Source organism: Celerinatantimonas sediminis (genome assembly GCF_046054195.1).
Taxonomy (GTDB): Bacteria; Pseudomonadota; Gammaproteobacteria; order Enterobacterales; family Celerinatantimonadaceae; genus Celerinatantimonas.
Genome location: NZ_JBEQCS010000004.1, coordinates 125,035 through 140,755 on the forward strand (window position 1 = coordinate 125,035; position 15,721 = coordinate 140,755).

A 15,721-nucleotide genomic window follows, 5' to 3' on the forward strand; every position below is an offset into this window, starting at 1 on the left:
ACTTACTGCCACTGACTAAAAAATGCCGATTTGTTGACTACCTGGTAACTCTGGCAGCTCTAGACTAGGCAACGAGAAGTTTTTCTGGTTCTGACAAAAATCCGCTAACTGTTGATACAGATAAACGGCAAACTGTGGAGCAAGTGTATTATCTGGCGTGTGAATAAACAGGTGAGGATTTAATCCGTTACTAAGCCACTTTGATAGTTTAGCGAGCCAAGGCTGAAAAAATTGGTCGTTCGCCGACATTTGCGGATGCGCGATAAAGCGAATAACAGGTGTTTGCCCAGACTCTAATACATGCACAGGGATGTGCGGCTTTTTAGCATGCGCCTCAATGACAGCAGCTGTTGTAGGTAAAGCTGCAAAAACCGCGCGAGTATCCATCATTATCCGCTCGACTTTTTGTGCCATTAACAATCGGTTCAATTGCTGCTCCGCCGCTCCTTTGGCAAAAAACTGCGGATGACGCACCTCGACCCCAAATGTTCTATCACTGGGGAGCTGGTTTAAGAAAGTTTCTAAATCAGGTAACTGCTGGGGCCCAAATTGTTTCGGCAGTTGGATCATCCAGATACTGGTTTGTTCCGCAACAGGTGCCATCGTTGAAAAAAATTCACTCAATAACCCTTGCGTGTGACGTAACTGAGCTTGATGAGTAATACTTTGAGGCAACTTAAAGGTAAATCGAAACGCCTCGCCAACCGCCTGACTCCAATTGCGTACCGATGCAATTTTAGGAAGTGCATAGAAAGTAGTGTTCCCTTCTACGGTTGAAAAGACTTTTGCATAATCGGCTAACCATTGATCCCGAGGGCCACTATATAGGCATTCCCGCCATTTTTCGTGTGACCACATGGCCATACCTACGCGCAAAACGCCAATATTTGTTGATGTCGATGGTGCTTGTTTATCTATCAAACCCTACCCTATTTCTTGAAGACTATTGACTAAAACCCCGATTAAAATCGTTACGGCGAAACTTGCCAATGTCCCGACCATAATATATTCAGTCAATTTTTTATCGTGCGAGTTACGCAATTCGCCAAAGCGGAATATTGACTTAGCGCCTAAAATCCATCCAACCGCAGCATATTGATGGCTTAAAATAAATGTCAGTGCAATAAAGCGCTCTAAATAACCAATCCACTGTCCCGCATTCGCTAAGCTAGTGGGCGTATCTTGCGATTTAGTTAAGTGTTCACTCCAGGGTTTAAGTAAGATGCCAACCAATGTTGATGCGGGTTTTAAAATGAGTAAATACCCCAGAGCAATAAAGATAATATTACTATTCGCCACCCAAACCATGAGCTCATGAACAAATTGAGGGCTGAGAGCTGCACAAGCAACCACGATAACAACTAAATGAATTAACTGACGGATGAGAATCGCTTGGCAATAACGGCCATAAACCTGCTCTGATAGAACCGTTGCAAGGTAAATAACGCCCATCACAATTGCTGCAACCACGGCCATACCGACAGGCAGATGATGATGATAAATAAAAATACCACCGCAGAGTGCGGCGAGTTAGCGCGCAGGACAGATAAAAATCAACCAGCAAATACCCAAACCAAAGCATTGCAAATAAGATCATTGCGAATACTCCATCTTGAACCAGTGATGCACATAATCCAGATATTCAGCCACTAACTGATAATGGCTGGCATTGAGTAACCGTGTCGTATTGCTGCGTTTTTTACCCAAAAGAGCCGCTAATACTGCATGGCTTTTATCCTCTGCGCTCAAGTAAGTTAATAGAACCTGCGCTTGGATAGCGGTCAGTGACAACAGATGAACATCTAAGAATTTACTGACCAACTCAACTCTATCGGTAAATTTTTGGTTTGCTGTTTGAACCCCTAGCAGTTGGGTATTTTTCAAACGATCAAGCCCCATACCTGAGAGCGTAAACGCATCCCCAGTGGAACTTTTAACGCTATCGCGAATCGCATCAATCTTGCCAATACCGATGCTCTGGCGGATATCAACGCTAGGCTGCGCAGCTTTTAAAGCTAAACGCAAAACTAAAGCGGCATAAAAGCTGAAACTGGCATTTTGGAATAAGATCTGGAACGAATCCCCCCGATAAATATCAAAGGCATCATACTCAGTTTTTAATAACGATTTTAACGTCTTATTAAGAACATCTAATGTGTTGTCATAATCAGTTGGGCCAAGTGCCCGAGAATTGACGATGTCACCCGTAATTACCGCCACTGTATTCATGACCTGCTGCTCCATGGCGCGAACGAATTACTAAGTTACCATAATTAATCACAATTTAAAATGTGATTATAATTAATCACAATACATCAAAAAGAAGAGTCCCCTATCCTAAATAGGAGACTCTAGATTGAAAGGTGAAAGGAGTTAATCAGCTAGTTTATAAGCAACCACATAATCACCGATTGTGGTACCAATCGAACCATGGCCACCCGCAACCTGGACGACCATCTGCTGACCTTTACTATTGAGATACGTCATCGGTGTTGCTTGTCCACCAGCAGGCAATCGAGCTTTCCATAAAACTTTACCCGTAGTTAAATCATACGCCCGAATAAAATCATCAACCGCAGCCGACATAAAGACTACACCACTACCGGTAATAATTGGCCCACCAATACCAGGAACTCCCATCGTAATTGGCAATGGTAGCGGCGTCATATCATAGATAGTGCCGTTTTTATGTTTCCAAGCTATTTTTCCATTGCTTAAATTCACCCCAGCAACAAATCCCCAAGGAGGCTGCTGACATGGCACACCAAGAGGTGAAAGAAACGGCGTTAGATTAACCGCATACGGGCCACCTGTATTGGCATTAAGTCCGTGTTCACCCGTGTTCGTTTTCCCCATATCTTGCCCGGTATTAGGCACCAATGTTGACGTAAATGCCAAATACAACGGCATCCCGAACATGACCTGCCGTTTGGGATCGACAGCAATACTTCCCCAGTTAAAGACCCCAAAGTTCCCTGGATAGACAATCGTGCCTTGCAGTGATGGCGGCGTATATTGCCCTTCATAACGCAATGAGCGGAACTTGATCCGGCACCAAAGCTGATCAAGTGGTGTCGCGCCCCACATATCAGCACCAGTTAAAGGTTTGGGTTTAAAATTAAGCCCTGATGAAGGCTGGGTTGGCGATGCGTGATCGCCAGCAATGGTTCCTTGAGGGGCTTTTTGTTCAGTAATCGGGATAATGGGTTCCCCCGTTTTACGATTAAGAACATAAACATCGCCCTGTTTCGTTGGCACCACTAAAGCTGGCTGCATTCCATCATCAGTTTTTAGATCCAATAACGCAGGTTGTGCCGGTGTATCCATATCCCATAAATCATGGTGAATGAACTGTTGCACCCAAGCAACCTTACCGGTTGCCAATCTTAAAGCCACAACTGATGTTGAGTATTTTTCTTCATTGGCAGTACGATACATTCCCAATTGATCGGGGGTACGGTTACCCATCGGTAAATAAATGAGCCCTAATTTAGGGTCAGCGCTTGCGACCGACCAGCTATTTGGCGAGCTGACTGCATATGTTTCACCATCACTGATAGGTTCAGTTTTTTCTGGATGAGCAGCGTCCCAATTCCAAACCAGTTGCCCTGTTTTCACATCATAGGCTCGAATTACACCAGAAGGTTCATTGATCGCATAGTTATCATTAACTGAGCCCGCAACCACAACCACCCCTTTAGCCACAAGTGGCGGTGATGTTGAATAGTAATAGCCAGCCTGCTTAAACGGCATATTCTTGGTTAAATCTAACTCACCATGCTCAGCGAAATTGTCGCAACGCGCCCCAGTGGCCGGGTCAAGTGCAATCAGACGTGCATCTGATGTCGGCAAAAACAGTTCAGCATCACACTGAACTGGATCTAAAAGTTCAGATTTTTTATCAACTGTTTGCGCGGCGATAATTTTGCCATCGCTAGCGGGCTGATAAGACACACCTCGACAAGTTTGATGTTGGCGCTGCATCTGCGGCGGGACTTTGGCATCAAAAACCCAACGCTTTGCCCCGGTATCAGCATCTAGAGCAACTAACCAATTATGTGGCGTACACAAATATAAGGTGTTACCGATTTTTAATGGGGTTGCCTCATAGGTCGTTTCAGTCACATCTTTCGGACCTTTTCGATCGCCAGTCTCATAGACCCATGCCTGCTTTAATTGCGTCACATTAGCCGTGGTAATTTTATCCAGCGGAGAATATCGCTGCCCTAAATTACTCCGGCCATAGGCATACCAGCTATCATCTGGAACATCGCCAATATTGGGGGTTTGATTGACAATCTTATCGGGTAACTTACCACTTTGATCAAACGGGCTATTGAGCAAACTACCTAATGTTACCACCGCAACAATCAACCATAGCGGCAACAACGTTTTTGGATTGTTCCGCCCAAGCTGACTAAGCACAAGTGGAATAGCAATAATCAAGAACAGTCCCATTCGGGTGGCCAAAGCCCACCAATAGTAGCCAGATTCCCACAATGACCATAAAAGGGTTGCTATCAAAAACAAACCATACAGCCACAAAGCTTGTTTGCGTTTTTGCCAAGCAAGTTTCGCGTTGATAACAAGTACTATCCCTGCCAGCAGATAATAGATACTGCCGCCACTGTATAGCAGGTAGGCTCCACCTATTGCCAAGACTGCGCCGACTAGAAAGCTTAAAACTGCAAAAATTAACATATCCTGTATCCTTTCTCGTTTTAAGATATAAATGCGCAACTTAAAGTGTAGTGGAGAATCAAGGGATGTTAGGGATATTTTACATCTATAAAGAATAAAATTTAGCCAACAATCAAGTCGATATCAGCAATTGTTGCCTCTATGATGGATAGCCAGCAGTTAGGCTAGTTAGGTCTTGTGCCGCGCGTCTTTGGCTAAAGCTGACATCATCACTTTATCGAGATATTGGCCTTGGCGAAACCCCGCCTGACGAAGCACACCTTCATGGATGAAACCCGCGTTCTCATAAGCTTTAATCGCTTGAATATTATTGCTGTAAGCGGTTAAAAAAATACGATTAAGATTAAATCTCTGGAACCCATATTCAGTCACTAATCGTGCAACTTCACTGCCGATTCCGCGGCTCCAATAGCGCTGTTCACCGATTAAGATAAAAAACTCTGCGCTTCGGTTAATCATCGACATCTGAGTTATTCCCGCATAGCCAATTAACTCGCCCGTCTTTTTGCAGCAGATGCCAACATGAAAACTTTGATGATTCTGATTAATACCACTTAACCAGTTTTTAATATCCTGCAGCGAATGAGGCCAATTAAACTGTGACAAGCTATATTGTGTCACCAGTCGATTTTCGCTCCAGCGCACAAACACTGGCGCATCTGCAAGCTCTAGTGAGCGAAACCGAACCTGTTCAGATTCAAGAAGCATGGCACTAACTCCAATGCTGGTTAGAATAAGATCAGATTGAATGTAGCGGATGAGGATGACAAATCGATGAATGGAGTAAAACGAAAAACTACTGAATTTTTAGTTGCTGCCACTCTTGGCGCAAAATACCGTATTTAACACTGTCGTAATACTGGCCTTTATAATATCGAACCATGCGCAAACGTGCTTCTTGTTTAAGCCCAACTTTACTTGCGCAGCGCATCATTCCCGGATTACCAGACCATGTAGTCAATCCAACTCGAGCAATATCAAACACACTAAACAGATGATCAATCCATAAAGGCAGAACCTTGCTAGCGATGCCTTTTGACCAATATTGAGAGTCATAAATAATCACCCCCATTTCTAGCCACCGAGTTGCTTCACATTCCCAGTAATAACTCACCGATCCGATTGGCTCATCATTTACACAAATTAATTGCATATCTTCACCGCTACAGAGCCTTAGAAAAACGTTTTGGGCAAATTGCTCGATGGTCGGTTCGTGATAGGAGAAATAAGGGCCATTAAATTCACTCCAGAGAGGATCTTTGGTAACTAATCGATGCAGTGATTCAAGTTCATCGAGTTGCGCCCGGCGGATAGAGACGGTCATTTCGCTACTCAAGGCGTTTCCTTATTAAAACATTTTTTAAACGAGCTAAGTTTAGCCCAAGCAACGGCTAAATCCTATGTGTCTGCGGCGCTAGATAAAGATTATTTCTGGCTAATAAACCGCTTTTAGTCTAGACTTGCGGCTCATTTCGTTATGTCTTTTATTAAATGCGAGTTGCTATGTCATTTGCCGAACTAGGCTTATCCAAACCCATTACTGAATCTCTAGATGCGCTCGGATATACCAAGCCAACCCCCATTCAGGCAAAATCTGTCCCTGTTATTCTTGAGGGCAAAGATGTACTAGCAGCAGCGCAAACCGGTACCGGGAAAACCGCGGCGTTTGTATTGCCGTTGCTTGAGCAACTGCGCATGCAAAAGCCATCGCAAAACAAAGAAGTTAAAGCACTGATTGTAACGCCGACACGCGAATTAGCAGCCCAAATTGATGCCAATATTAAAGCGTATGCGAAAAACTTACGGATTCGTCACCAAGTTATTTTTGGTGGCGTCAGTGCTAAAAACCAGATCCGCCAGTTAATTCCTGGCTGTGAACTATTAACGGCAACCCCTGGGCGATTGCTTGATCTTTGTTCGCAAGGCATGTTGGATCTATCCAAAGTACAGACATTAGTACTTGATGAAGCAGACCGAATGCTAGATATGGGATTTATTCATGACATTCGCAGGCTTTTGAAATTACTCCCAGCAAAACGTCAGAATCTGCTGTTTTCCGCAACCTTCGCTGGCGAGATCCGCCGATTAGCGCAAACCCTGCTGAATCAGCCGGTTGAAATTACTGTTGATCGCGAAAACCAAACCGCTCGCAAAGTCGACCAATTCTACACACTGGTCGATAACAATGACAAAACGGGTCTATTGAAACAATTAGTGATTGAGAACAAGTGGCAACAAGTTCTAGTATTTACTCGCACCAAACATGGTGCCAATCGCCTAACCCAACGATTAGAGCGAGCGAACATTAACGCCGCGGCTATTCATGGTAATAAAAGCCAGAATGCCCGAGTCAATGCCTTGAATGGTTTTAAAGATGGTCGCATCGAAGTGTTAGTTGCAACAGATATCGCAGCTCGCGGGCTAGATATCAAACAATTGCCACAAATCGTCAACTTTGACTTGCCTAATATCCCTGAAGATTATGTGCATCGTATTGGCCGTACGGGGCGAGCCGGACAATCAGGAACCGCATATTCACTCGTTAGCGAAGAGCAATTGCCGCTGTTAAATGACATTGAAAAATTCATTAGCTCACCCATTAACGAACTCAATGTTGCAGGTTTTAGCGCTTCATTTAGTCGTAAAAGTGCTCAATCGGCGAAGAAATCCCAACCAAATCGTCGCCACCACGCGCCGCGTCGTAATCGTCCCCGCAAAGCTGCGCCAGCTAAATCTTAACCGTGATAAAGGCCAAGGGGCTATCCATCTTTTGTGATTAGCCCCTGGGTAACTGCCTATTTGGGCCATTTATCAAAATACGGTATGCTTAATAGCAAGTAGATTTAATGGCGAGGTAAGTTATTACTCAACCGATATCTAAAAATCGGCAACCGTTTTCTGTGTGGATAAACCGCTATCGCTGGTGTATTCCGCTTTTGTGCTGTGTCTTGGTGGTTGCATCACTGTCTTTAGCACGATCATTTCTGTTTCCTATTGTTGCTTCGTGCTTATTAGCGCTGACGCTCTCCCCTCCGGTACGGCTGCTGATGCGATGGCATATTCCAAAGATCCTAGCCAGCGTCATTATGATCACTTTTAGCTCCAGCTTGGTTGTGGGTGCTGGTTACTTAACGACCCCGGCAATTACTCACTGGATTAAACAGGCCCCCATAAGCCTGGTAAAGATGCTCGATGAAGAGCAGGATTTAAAGGATACGATAAGCTCGATTAAGCAGACATCCAAGCAAGTATCTGATGCTGTAAGCCAGGTCATTAGCCAGTCAGACACACGCAGGCAAGTCCTCTACCAACAGCAAAACTGGCTGAATAAATTGCTGAGTGAGTTAAAAAGTAGCGTGACATTGCTGTTGCTCATTATGACGTTGACCCTGTTTTTACTGGTCAGTGGTGATGGCCTTATTTTTAATTTAATACGCCTGAGTCATAATCGTTTTCGGCGCCGTCAGTTGATTAACCTGTGGCGCAGACTCCCCGGAGAAGTCGGTCGATATTTGGGGGCAGCATTTCTTACCAACTTGGCAACAGGGCTGATTACCAGTGTAATCCTTTGGTATTTAGATGTTCCAATGCCATGGATTTGGTTAGTGTTAGTCACCTTTGCCAGGTTTATTCCTTACATCGGCGTTGCTGCTGTCACCCTACTAATTTTTGCAGTAGCCATTAGTGACTTTCACCATTTTTGGCTGGCTCTCACACCAGCGGCTATCTTTTTGGTTTTGACCACTATTATCGGCATGTTCGTTGACCCATTGGTCCATGGCATGCGACTTAAAGTTAACCCGATTGTGGTATTTGTCTCAGTTATCTTTTGGGGATGGCTGTGGGGAATCGTCGGCGCAATCATCGCAGTGCCTATGCTTACAGTGGCTCTGGTCGTGTCACAAAGCATGGGTTGGCACACTCTTACTCGAATTGTTACAACGAGGTCATCATGAAAAGACATTTTTTTCAGCCCCAGCAAACTACCAATAGCCAAGGGCAACCCCGTCATGTTGGATTTGAGCTAGAATTTGCCGGGATTGATCTAAAAACAACCGGACAGGTTATTGCTCAAACATTTAATGGCGAACTACAGCTTATTTCCGAGGCTGAAGGCAAGATAAAAACCGATTTGGGCACATTCAAAATCGAAATCGATTGGCAATTTGCCAAAACCACCGCTCGCGAACGCATTGCTCAGCGAGCTCAAGAGCTGGGGACGACCAAAGCTGACGACCCATTTATGCAGTGGATGGCAAAACTTGCAACTATTGTGGTACCAGTTGAAGTTGTTTGCCCGCCGATTGCGGTTAACGAGCTTGATAAATTACAACCAATGGTGGAATCACTCAGAAATAATGGCGCATTGGGAACGGGTAAATCGTTAATTTACGCCTTTGGCGTGCACATTAATCCCGAACTTCCAAGCAACGATAGCAGCATGATTATTCGCTATCTAAAAAGCTTTGTATTAGCCCAGCATTGGTTAATCAAGCGCCATAAAGTTGACCTCATCCGCCGAGTCACACACTATATTAATGTCTACCCAGAACCATACAGTGAACTGGTCATTGGTTATCAAGGCGATGAGCCGCTTTCACAAATAATTGATGATTACTTGGCGTTTAACCCAACTCGCAACCGGGCGCTAGATATGTTGCCTCTTTTCATGTATCTAGATGAGTCACGGATCCTTAGTAAATTAAACGATCCGCTCGTTAATGCGCGCCCTACGTTACATTACCGGCTCCCCAACTGTGAGATTGAGAAACCCGATTGGAATTTATCGCAAAGTTGGAATATCTGGTGCGTTGTTGAAGCGATTGCAGCTAATCCTGATTTATTGGCGCAGATGTCCCAAGACTGGATTGTTGATGACCGTCTGGCCAATCGTTATTCGGAGAAAGTATGGCAACAACTCGACAAAATCGACAACGACCTCTCATAGGCGTCACAGGCAACGCTAAATACTGGTCGCCATCATGGGTTGCATTGTCGAATATTTTGCGCTGTTGTGGCGCCAGAGCCAAACGAATTAGTGTTCGCCATAGTGCGAACATTAACCGTCTGGATGCGCTGATTATCAGCGGTGGCGATGATATTCATCCATCACTGTATGGCGAACAGGAGATGCCCAAAGCTAAATACGACCAGCCCCGAGATGAACTTGAAATTCACTACATTCGCTATGCGCTTGAGCGGCATCTACCAATGCTTGGGATCTGTCGCGGCTATCAATTACTGAACGTTGTTTGTGGCGGAACACTTTATGATGATATTCGACCAATGCGCCAAAAAACATCGAACTTCAATACCATCTTGCCACGCAAAACGGCGTATCTGGCCAAGCCTTCTCAACTTTATCAGCTAATGAATCAGCCTAAAATTCAAATCAATAGTCTGCATCATCAGGCAATTTGCCAAGTTGCACCTGAATTTAGTATTGCGGCAACCGATAAAGATAAATTCATTCAAGCAATTGAACACATGAATCACCACACGATGCTCGGTGTACAGTGGCACCCAGAATATCTATTCTACCGGCACAGCCAGCGCCAGTTATTTCATTGGTTAATCGCTCAGGCGAAGTTATATCGTGGAGATCAATAAGACCAACTATGCTTAGCTATCTCATTTTATTCGGCGCCTCTTTTCTCGCCGCAACGATATTGCCGTTTTATTCAGAGGTTGTTCTTTATGCGATGCTCAACCAAGGACATAGCGCTGCACTTTTAGTGTTTGTTGCAGCGTTTGGCAACACATTAGGCTCAGTGGTGAACTGGTATTTAGGACTTTATATTCTACATTTTAAAAATAGACGCTGGTTTTATTTCAAAGAAAAACAGATTGATAAAATGCAGAGCTGGTTTAATCGTTATGGGCAATGGAGCTTATTATTTGCTTGGCTCCCAGTTGGCGGTGACGCTCTAACGCTGATTGCAGGTATTATGAAAGTTAAGATAGTAAACTTTCTAATTTTAGTCGGAATTGGTAAAACATTGCGTTATGTTGGTGTTGTCTATTTAGCTCATCTGACTCAAGGTTGGTTTTCTTAAATGGCTTAAGCCAGATGAGTAAATTATCGATTTAAACTTCGGGCAACTTAGTTGCCAGCAGTGCCCCTAAAAAGCCCATTAGTGCAAGCACCGCCAAGATTCCCCCTAAACCTATCAGCGGTTGCAATAAACTAATAAACCCAGTAAAGAGCAAAATCGCACCAATTAAGGTATTGCTCACCGATACATAATCAGTTCGCTTGTTGCCTTTACCCAAATTTACCAGATAAGTTTTACGCCCCAATCGTACCCCTTGATGCGCGATTGTAAGCAAGAAATAGGCACCAGGAATGAGCCATGCGCCATAGCGAGTAATCAAACCGCTACCAACAGAAATAGCAATCAACGCCCCTAAAACCGCACTGACTAAAGAAGCGATAATCATCACTTTACGACTCGAGAGATCTGCAAACCATCCCCAAAAAGGACCAGAAACTAGTTCAGCAACACCACCAGCAACTAAGAAAAATGACAGTTGCAATAAAGTTGACTGTCCTTGCTGCTGAGCAATCGCCACATAATAAGGTGCACTTAAAGCTGAACAAAGCATCAGAGCACGAGCCAGAACAAAATAACCAAACGGTTTATCTTTAAAAAGCAGTGATAACCGCTTAAATGCTAACCAGAAACCATTTCGGCCACCATCAACTGCGCCAGGCTCTTCAATGATACGGCTATAAATAAGCGCACCTAAAGTCCAACAGACTGCCGCTAAGACAAATGCTAACGTATAAACGGTTAGGCTATGCTGCTGAGCAACATCAAGACTAATTGCCACAGCGACAATCACCGTAACCAACCCTGCGCCACTGGTGGCAAAACCACTGATGCGACCCCGGCGTTTTTTCTCGACCGTTTTGCCGAGCACATCTTTAAAGGCAACCGAGTTGAGCCCTCGGGAAAGACTAAAAATGCTCAAAAACAAAATAATTAGCCATCCAGCAACCATGCCATGACTAAAATGAATCGTCAGTGCAACCGCCACCATCGACAAACTCATCAGCAGACTACCGACGACCCAAACGTTGTGCCGCACGGCCAATCTTCTGACAAAACTGGCAATAATAAGCTGGGGTAACATTGAACCGGATTCACGAATAGGAACAAGCCATCCTAGAAACACTGCCGGGACACCAAGTGATTGCATCACCCAAGGCAAAGTGATTTTAGGATTCATTAATGCATCGCCACTTTTGCTTAAAAATTGAGCGAGAAGGATTTTAAAGAAATTTCCAGCAACAATCTTACATTGTGAATCATCTATATCTTTGCAGGCTCTGGCATCCTCTTCACTGCCGATTTTTTCGTAAAGCGTTTGTGATACTTTCTCAGCCATTAAACCTCCATAAAATTAAGATTGTCTTTATATACCAACATGCTGTCAGTCATTTGACAAGTATTCAAAAACATATAGATAGAACAATGAGATAACAGCGCAGCTAAGAATAAGCTGCGCGGAAAGTTTATTTAGGTCGCCGAACAATCACACTATGACGGGCACTACAAATTAGTCGATGAGGATGCGCTTGGTCATGAATATCAATCTGCCATAGCTGCAACAGTCCCCCCAATCGAATCGGTGTGGCTTTGGCAACCACACAGCCCTCTTTCATCGGTTGGAGATGATTGGCACTAATTTCAGAGCCTAAAATATGACACCCATCCGGACAGGCAAAAAAACCAGCGACACTGCCGACAGTTTCTGCCAGAGCTGCACTGGCACCGCCATGAAGTAAACCGACCGGTTGGCGCACGGCATTGGTGACCGGCATAGTCGCGCATAGATAATTATCCCCAAATTCGCTAAAGCGAGTCTGAGTTGCTTCTAACATCGTCCCTGGGATGAGCGCATTTAAGCGCTCCAAGCTTATCTCTTTTTGCCAAATCTGACTCACTTAAACTCCTTGGACAACATGTAATAATGCCTGAACAGGATGCAGTAACTTGACGCCATCAAAGCGTTTAACTTGGCTACGGCACGAATACCCGGTTGCCAAACACTGCTCCTTAGGTAGAAATTCTAGCGTTTTCTGCCAGCTCATGGCATAAATTTCTTTTGAGGTTTCTAACTGAGAGGCATCATGCCCATAGGTACCAGCCATTCCACAGCACCCAACTGACTGGACTTCACACGCAGCGCCAAAGTGGTTAAATATTTTAGCCCAAATGCCATCAGAGCCTGGCAGCAACGCTTTTTCCGTGCAGTGGCCTAACAGATAAAATGGCGCCCGTTCACTTTTAGGGTAAGCTTCAATGGCTTCTAAGGTTTGAGAAAGCCACTCTTGAGCCAGTAGAACATTAAAGTTGCCGCGCTCATCTTTGAGGGTCGTTTTATATTCATCGCGATAACATAAAACCATCGCCGGATCGACACCTGCCATGGCGATATCAAGGTTGGCAACTTTATTTAAAAACTCAGCACTTGTGCGAGCGGTTTTCTCAAACTGAGCTAAAAATCCTTTAATATGCTGTGCTTTGCCATTGGGTTTAAACGGAACTAAGACCGGATGATATCCCAATGCTGCCACCAATTTTACAAAATCCGCCACCACATCTGCTTCATAAAAGCTGGTAAACGGGTCTTGCACAATCAGCAATGTTTTCGCTTTTTGCGCTTGGCTGAGCTTTTTTAATGCGCTCAAATCGAACTCAGTTTGAAGCGACTTAGGAACTCGTTTTTGCAATGGTGGATAACTGAGCTTAGGTACGTTCACCATACCGACCATTTGCCGAGTCATCTTTTGTGACATTTTCGATGAGATAGCCCAGTTCATCAAACGCGGAGCTTTAGCCATTAACGGCAGATAACTCTCCACATATCCGACCATATAATCTTTTAATGGCCGCAAGTAACGACTGTGGTAGAGGAACAAAAAGCGGCTACGAAATTGCGGAACATCCACCTGAATCGGACAACCTGTGGCGCAGGCTTTACAAGCCAAGCAGGTCTGCATTGCGTCCATCACTTCGTGGCTAAAATCATATTCACCATGGCGTTTTGCCAAAGAATGACGAACTTTTGCCAGCCAATGATCAGCGCCCTTTTTACCGTGAAGCGCTTGTTGCTCTATCTCACTTGGGTCAATTCCCATCTGTGAGAACTGGCGCAGCCACTCGCGCATTAAGCCCGCTCGCCCTTTTGGTGAAAAGCGCCGGTCATAACTTACTTTAAACGACGGACACATGGGCGAGCTAGTGGCATAGTTAAAGCACAAGCCGTTGCCATTACAATCCATCACAGAGCGAAAACTGTCTCGAACATTCACTGGAATCTGCCTGTCCAGTGCACCTCGTTTAACACTATCAACTGAAACGAGTGACTCGTCGCTATCAATTGGCGTACAAATTTTGCCAGGGTTGAGCTGATTATGAGGGTCAAAGGCTGCTTTAATCTTTCTCAGTTCTAAAAATAGCTGTTCACCAAAAAACGCGGGGCTATATTCAGAGCGAAATCCTTTGCCATGTTCGCCCCACATTAAACCGCCATATTTAGCAGTTAATGCCACAACCTGATCCGAAACTGAACGCATCACTTTTTCCTGCTCAGGATCGCATAAATCGAGAGCAGGCCGAACATGTAAAACCCCCGCATCAACATGGCCGAACATCCCATATTGAAGATCGTGCGAATCAAGCAAAGAGCGAAATTCCATAATATAATCAGCAAGATTATGGGGTGGAACACAGGTATCTTCAGTAAACGGAACAGGCTTTTGTCGCCCTTTGGTATTGCCCAATAAACCTACCGCTTTTTTACGCATAGCATAGATTTGGTTAATACTTGCTAAATCGTCGCACAGCTGATATCCCAAAATGGTGTTTTCTTGTTGGGCTTTATCGAGTTTAGCGCAAAGAGCATTCACTTTTGCTTGCTGCGCCTGATAATCATTGCCAGCAAATTCGACAATATTAATCCCATCCATTGGCTGGTCATCAACTTGTTCAAAAAGATGATGGACGCTGTGCCAGATAATATCTTCGCGAGCGAGATTGAGAACTTTCGAGTCAACGGTTTCAACAGAAAGTGCCTGCGCTTCAACTAATGCGGGCGCATGGCGCAACGCAGCTTCAAATGAGGCATATTTGATATTCACTAACGTGCGATATTGTGGAATTGGCGTTAAATCGAGTTTAGCTTCGCAAATAAATGCCAGCGATCCTTCACTGCCGCACAACAATCGAGTTAAATCTATTTCATCGCGCTCAACGTCATAAGCATGCTTTAAGTCATAACCGGTAAGAAAACGGTTAAGAGGCGGAAATTTTTCATCGATCAATGGCCGATTATCAATACACACTTCGGCGACGGTGCGCAGCATGACATTATCACTTTGACGCGCCACATCAGATGCAATCGGCCCTGTTGTAAGACGCTCACCATCCATCGTTACCGCGGTAAGCTCCAACACATGGTCACTGGTTTTACCGTATTGTAATGAACCCTGACCAGAAGCATCAGTATTGACCATTCCGCCAAGCGTTGCGCGGTTACTCGTGGATAAGTCTGGCGCGAAAAACAAACCATGCTCTTTGAGCAACTCGTTCAGCGCATCTTTGACCATCCCGGTTTGCACTTTTACCCAGCGCTGCTCAACATTAAGCTCAACGAGTTGATTCATATGCCGCGATAAATCGACAACCACACCATCGGTAAGCGACTGTCCATTAGTGCCTGTCCCGCCACCACGAGGGGTTAGCCGCACCGCTTGCATTGCCGGGTCATGGGCCAGGCGAGTGGCTATTTGAATATCATCAATAGCTTTGGGGAAAATGACAGCCTGCGGCAAAAGCTGATAAACCGAGTTATCAGTTGCCACCGCAAGACGGCTCGAATAGCGAGTTTCAATTTCACCGCTAAAACCATTTTGTTTAAGCTGCTCAAGATAATTTTGATAATTTGCCGCCAGAGGAGGCGTTTCGGACAATCTAGGAATCATAGTAAATGTGCCGCACGAGACGATTTT

At 44.7% G+C, this 15,721-nt stretch carries 14 protein-coding genes; 5 read left to right on the top strand and 9 right to left on the bottom strand.

Going from position 1 to position 15,721, the window contains the following annotated elements; genetic code table 11:
- Positions 1-15 precede the first annotated feature (15 nt).
- The 6 genes from ABTQ23_RS06925 to ABTQ23_RS06950 form a co-directional block, all read right to left on the bottom strand.
- Positions 16-921 carry a DUF72 domain-containing protein gene (locus ABTQ23_RS06925; RefSeq protein WP_408614943.1) on the bottom strand — a complete coding sequence of 302 codons (906 nt, stop codon included), beginning with the start codon at positions 919-921 and terminating at the stop codon, positions 16-18.
- Between the two features lie 3 nt (positions 922-924).
- Positions 925-1,470, bottom strand: coding sequence for a hypothetical protein (locus tag ABTQ23_RS06930; protein WP_408614944.1), 546 nt, complete (start codon positions 1,468-1,470; stop codon positions 925-927).
- 123 nt (positions 1,471-1,593) lie between these two features.
- The gene (locus ABTQ23_RS06935; RefSeq protein ID WP_408614945.1) at positions 1,594-2,229 is read right to left on the bottom strand and encodes a hypothetical protein; all 636 of its coding nucleotides are present in this window, start codon (positions 2,227-2,229) and stop codon (positions 1,594-1,596) included.
- 144 nt (positions 2,230-2,373) lie between these two features.
- Positions 2,374-4,701 carry a glucose/quinate/shikimate family membrane-bound PQQ-dependent dehydrogenase gene (locus ABTQ23_RS06940; protein WP_408614946.1) on the bottom strand — a complete coding sequence of 776 codons (2,328 nt, stop codon included), beginning with the start codon at positions 4,699-4,701 and terminating at the stop codon, positions 2,374-2,376.
- A 168-nt stretch (positions 4,702-4,869) separates the two neighbouring features.
- Entirely contained in the window at positions 4,870-5,409 is a 540-nt protein-coding gene (locus ABTQ23_RS06945) for a GNAT family N-acetyltransferase (protein WP_408614947.1), read from the bottom strand.
- An 88-nt stretch (positions 5,410-5,497) separates the two neighbouring features.
- Complete coding sequence (locus tag ABTQ23_RS06950) at positions 5,498-6,025, bottom strand: GNAT family N-acetyltransferase (RefSeq protein WP_408615044.1); 528 nt, start codon at positions 6,023-6,025, stop codon at positions 5,498-5,500.
- A 179-nt stretch (positions 6,026-6,204) separates the two neighbouring features.
- On the opposite strand from ABTQ23_RS06950, the gene ABTQ23_RS06955 reads away from it, so the two are divergent.
- The 5 genes from ABTQ23_RS06955 (at position 6,205) to ABTQ23_RS06975 (ending at position 10,757) form a co-directional block, all read left to right on the top strand.
- Entirely contained in the window at positions 6,205-7,440 is a 1,236-nt protein-coding gene (locus ABTQ23_RS06955; RefSeq protein WP_408614948.1) for a DEAD/DEAH box helicase, read from the top strand.
- Positions 7,441-7,601: 161 nt separating this feature from the next.
- Positions 7,602-8,657 (top strand): AI-2E family transporter, encoded by a 1,056-nt coding sequence (locus tag ABTQ23_RS06960; protein ID WP_408614949.1) that lies wholly within the window; start codon positions 7,602-7,604, stop codon positions 8,655-8,657.
- On the top strand, positions 8,654-9,649 hold the full coding sequence (locus tag ABTQ23_RS06965; protein WP_408614950.1) for an amidoligase family protein: 996 nt from the start codon (positions 8,654-8,656) through the stop codon (positions 9,647-9,649). Before ABTQ23_RS06960 ends, ABTQ23_RS06965 begins: the two co-directional genes overlap by 4 nt.
- The gene (locus ABTQ23_RS06970; protein ID WP_408614951.1) at positions 9,610-10,311 is read left to right on the top strand and encodes a gamma-glutamyl-gamma-aminobutyrate hydrolase family protein; all 702 of its coding nucleotides are present in this window, start codon (positions 9,610-9,612) and stop codon (positions 10,309-10,311) included. The genes ABTQ23_RS06965 and ABTQ23_RS06970 overlap by 40 nt, the downstream gene beginning before the upstream one ends.
- An 8-nt stretch (positions 10,312-10,319) precedes the next feature.
- Positions 10,320-10,757 (top strand): YqaA family protein, encoded by a 438-nt coding sequence (locus ABTQ23_RS06975; RefSeq protein WP_408614952.1) that lies wholly within the window; start codon positions 10,320-10,322, stop codon positions 10,755-10,757.
- A 31-nt stretch (positions 10,758-10,788) separates the two neighbouring features.
- Here ABTQ23_RS06975 and ABTQ23_RS06980 read toward each other — a convergent pair whose 3' ends face one another.
- From ABTQ23_RS06980 to ydiJ, 3 genes are all read right to left on the bottom strand, one after another.
- Entirely contained in the window at positions 10,789-12,093 is a 1,305-nt protein-coding gene (locus tag ABTQ23_RS06980) for an MFS transporter (protein ID WP_408614953.1), read from the bottom strand.
- A 127-nt stretch (positions 12,094-12,220) separates the two neighbouring features.
- A complete protein-coding gene (locus tag ABTQ23_RS06985) occupies positions 12,221-12,652 on the bottom strand; it encodes a hotdog fold thioesterase (RefSeq protein WP_408614954.1) in 432 nt (143 codons plus the stop codon).
- Positions 12,653-15,694, bottom strand: coding sequence for a D-2-hydroxyglutarate dehydrogenase YdiJ (gene ydiJ / locus ABTQ23_RS06990; RefSeq protein ID WP_408614955.1), 3,042 nt, complete (start codon positions 15,692-15,694; stop codon positions 12,653-12,655).
- Between the last annotated feature and the right edge of the window lie 27 nt (positions 15,695-15,721).

Excerpts from the sequence above, each read along its gene's own strand:
- ABTQ23_RS06940 (WP_408614946.1), bottom strand. The coding sequence starts at position 4,701 with ATGTTAATTTTTGCAGTTTTAAGCTTTCTAGTCGGCGCAGTCTTGGCA.
- ydiJ (WP_408614955.1), bottom strand. The coding sequence starts at position 15,694 with ATGATTCCTAGATTGTCCGAAACGCCTCCTCTGGCGGCAAATTATCAA.
- ABTQ23_RS06980 (WP_408614953.1), bottom strand. The coding sequence starts at position 12,093 with ATGGCTGAGAAAGTATCACAAACGCTTTACGAAAAAATCGGCAGTGAA.
- ABTQ23_RS06970 (WP_408614951.1), top strand. The coding sequence starts at position 9,610 with ATGGCAACAACTCGACAAAATCGACAACGACCTCTCATAGGCGTCACA.
- ABTQ23_RS06950 (WP_408615044.1), bottom strand. The coding sequence starts at position 6,025 with ATGACCGTCTCTATCCGCCGGGCGCAACTCGATGAACTTGAATCACTG.
- ABTQ23_RS06935 (WP_408614945.1), bottom strand. The coding sequence starts at position 2,229 with ATGAATACAGTGGCGGTAATTACGGGTGACATCGTCAATTCTCGGGCA.
- ABTQ23_RS06945 (WP_408614947.1), bottom strand. The coding sequence starts at position 5,409 with ATGCTTCTTGAATCTGAACAGGTTCGGTTTCGCTCACTAGAGCTTGCA.
- ABTQ23_RS06955 (WP_408614948.1), top strand. The coding sequence starts at position 6,205 with ATGTCATTTGCCGAACTAGGCTTATCCAAACCCATTACTGAATCTCTA.
- ABTQ23_RS06965 (WP_408614950.1), top strand. The coding sequence starts at position 8,654 with ATGAAAAGACATTTTTTTCAGCCCCAGCAAACTACCAATAGCCAAGGG.
- ABTQ23_RS06975 (WP_408614952.1), top strand. The coding sequence starts at position 10,320 with ATGCTTAGCTATCTCATTTTATTCGGCGCCTCTTTTCTCGCCGCAACG.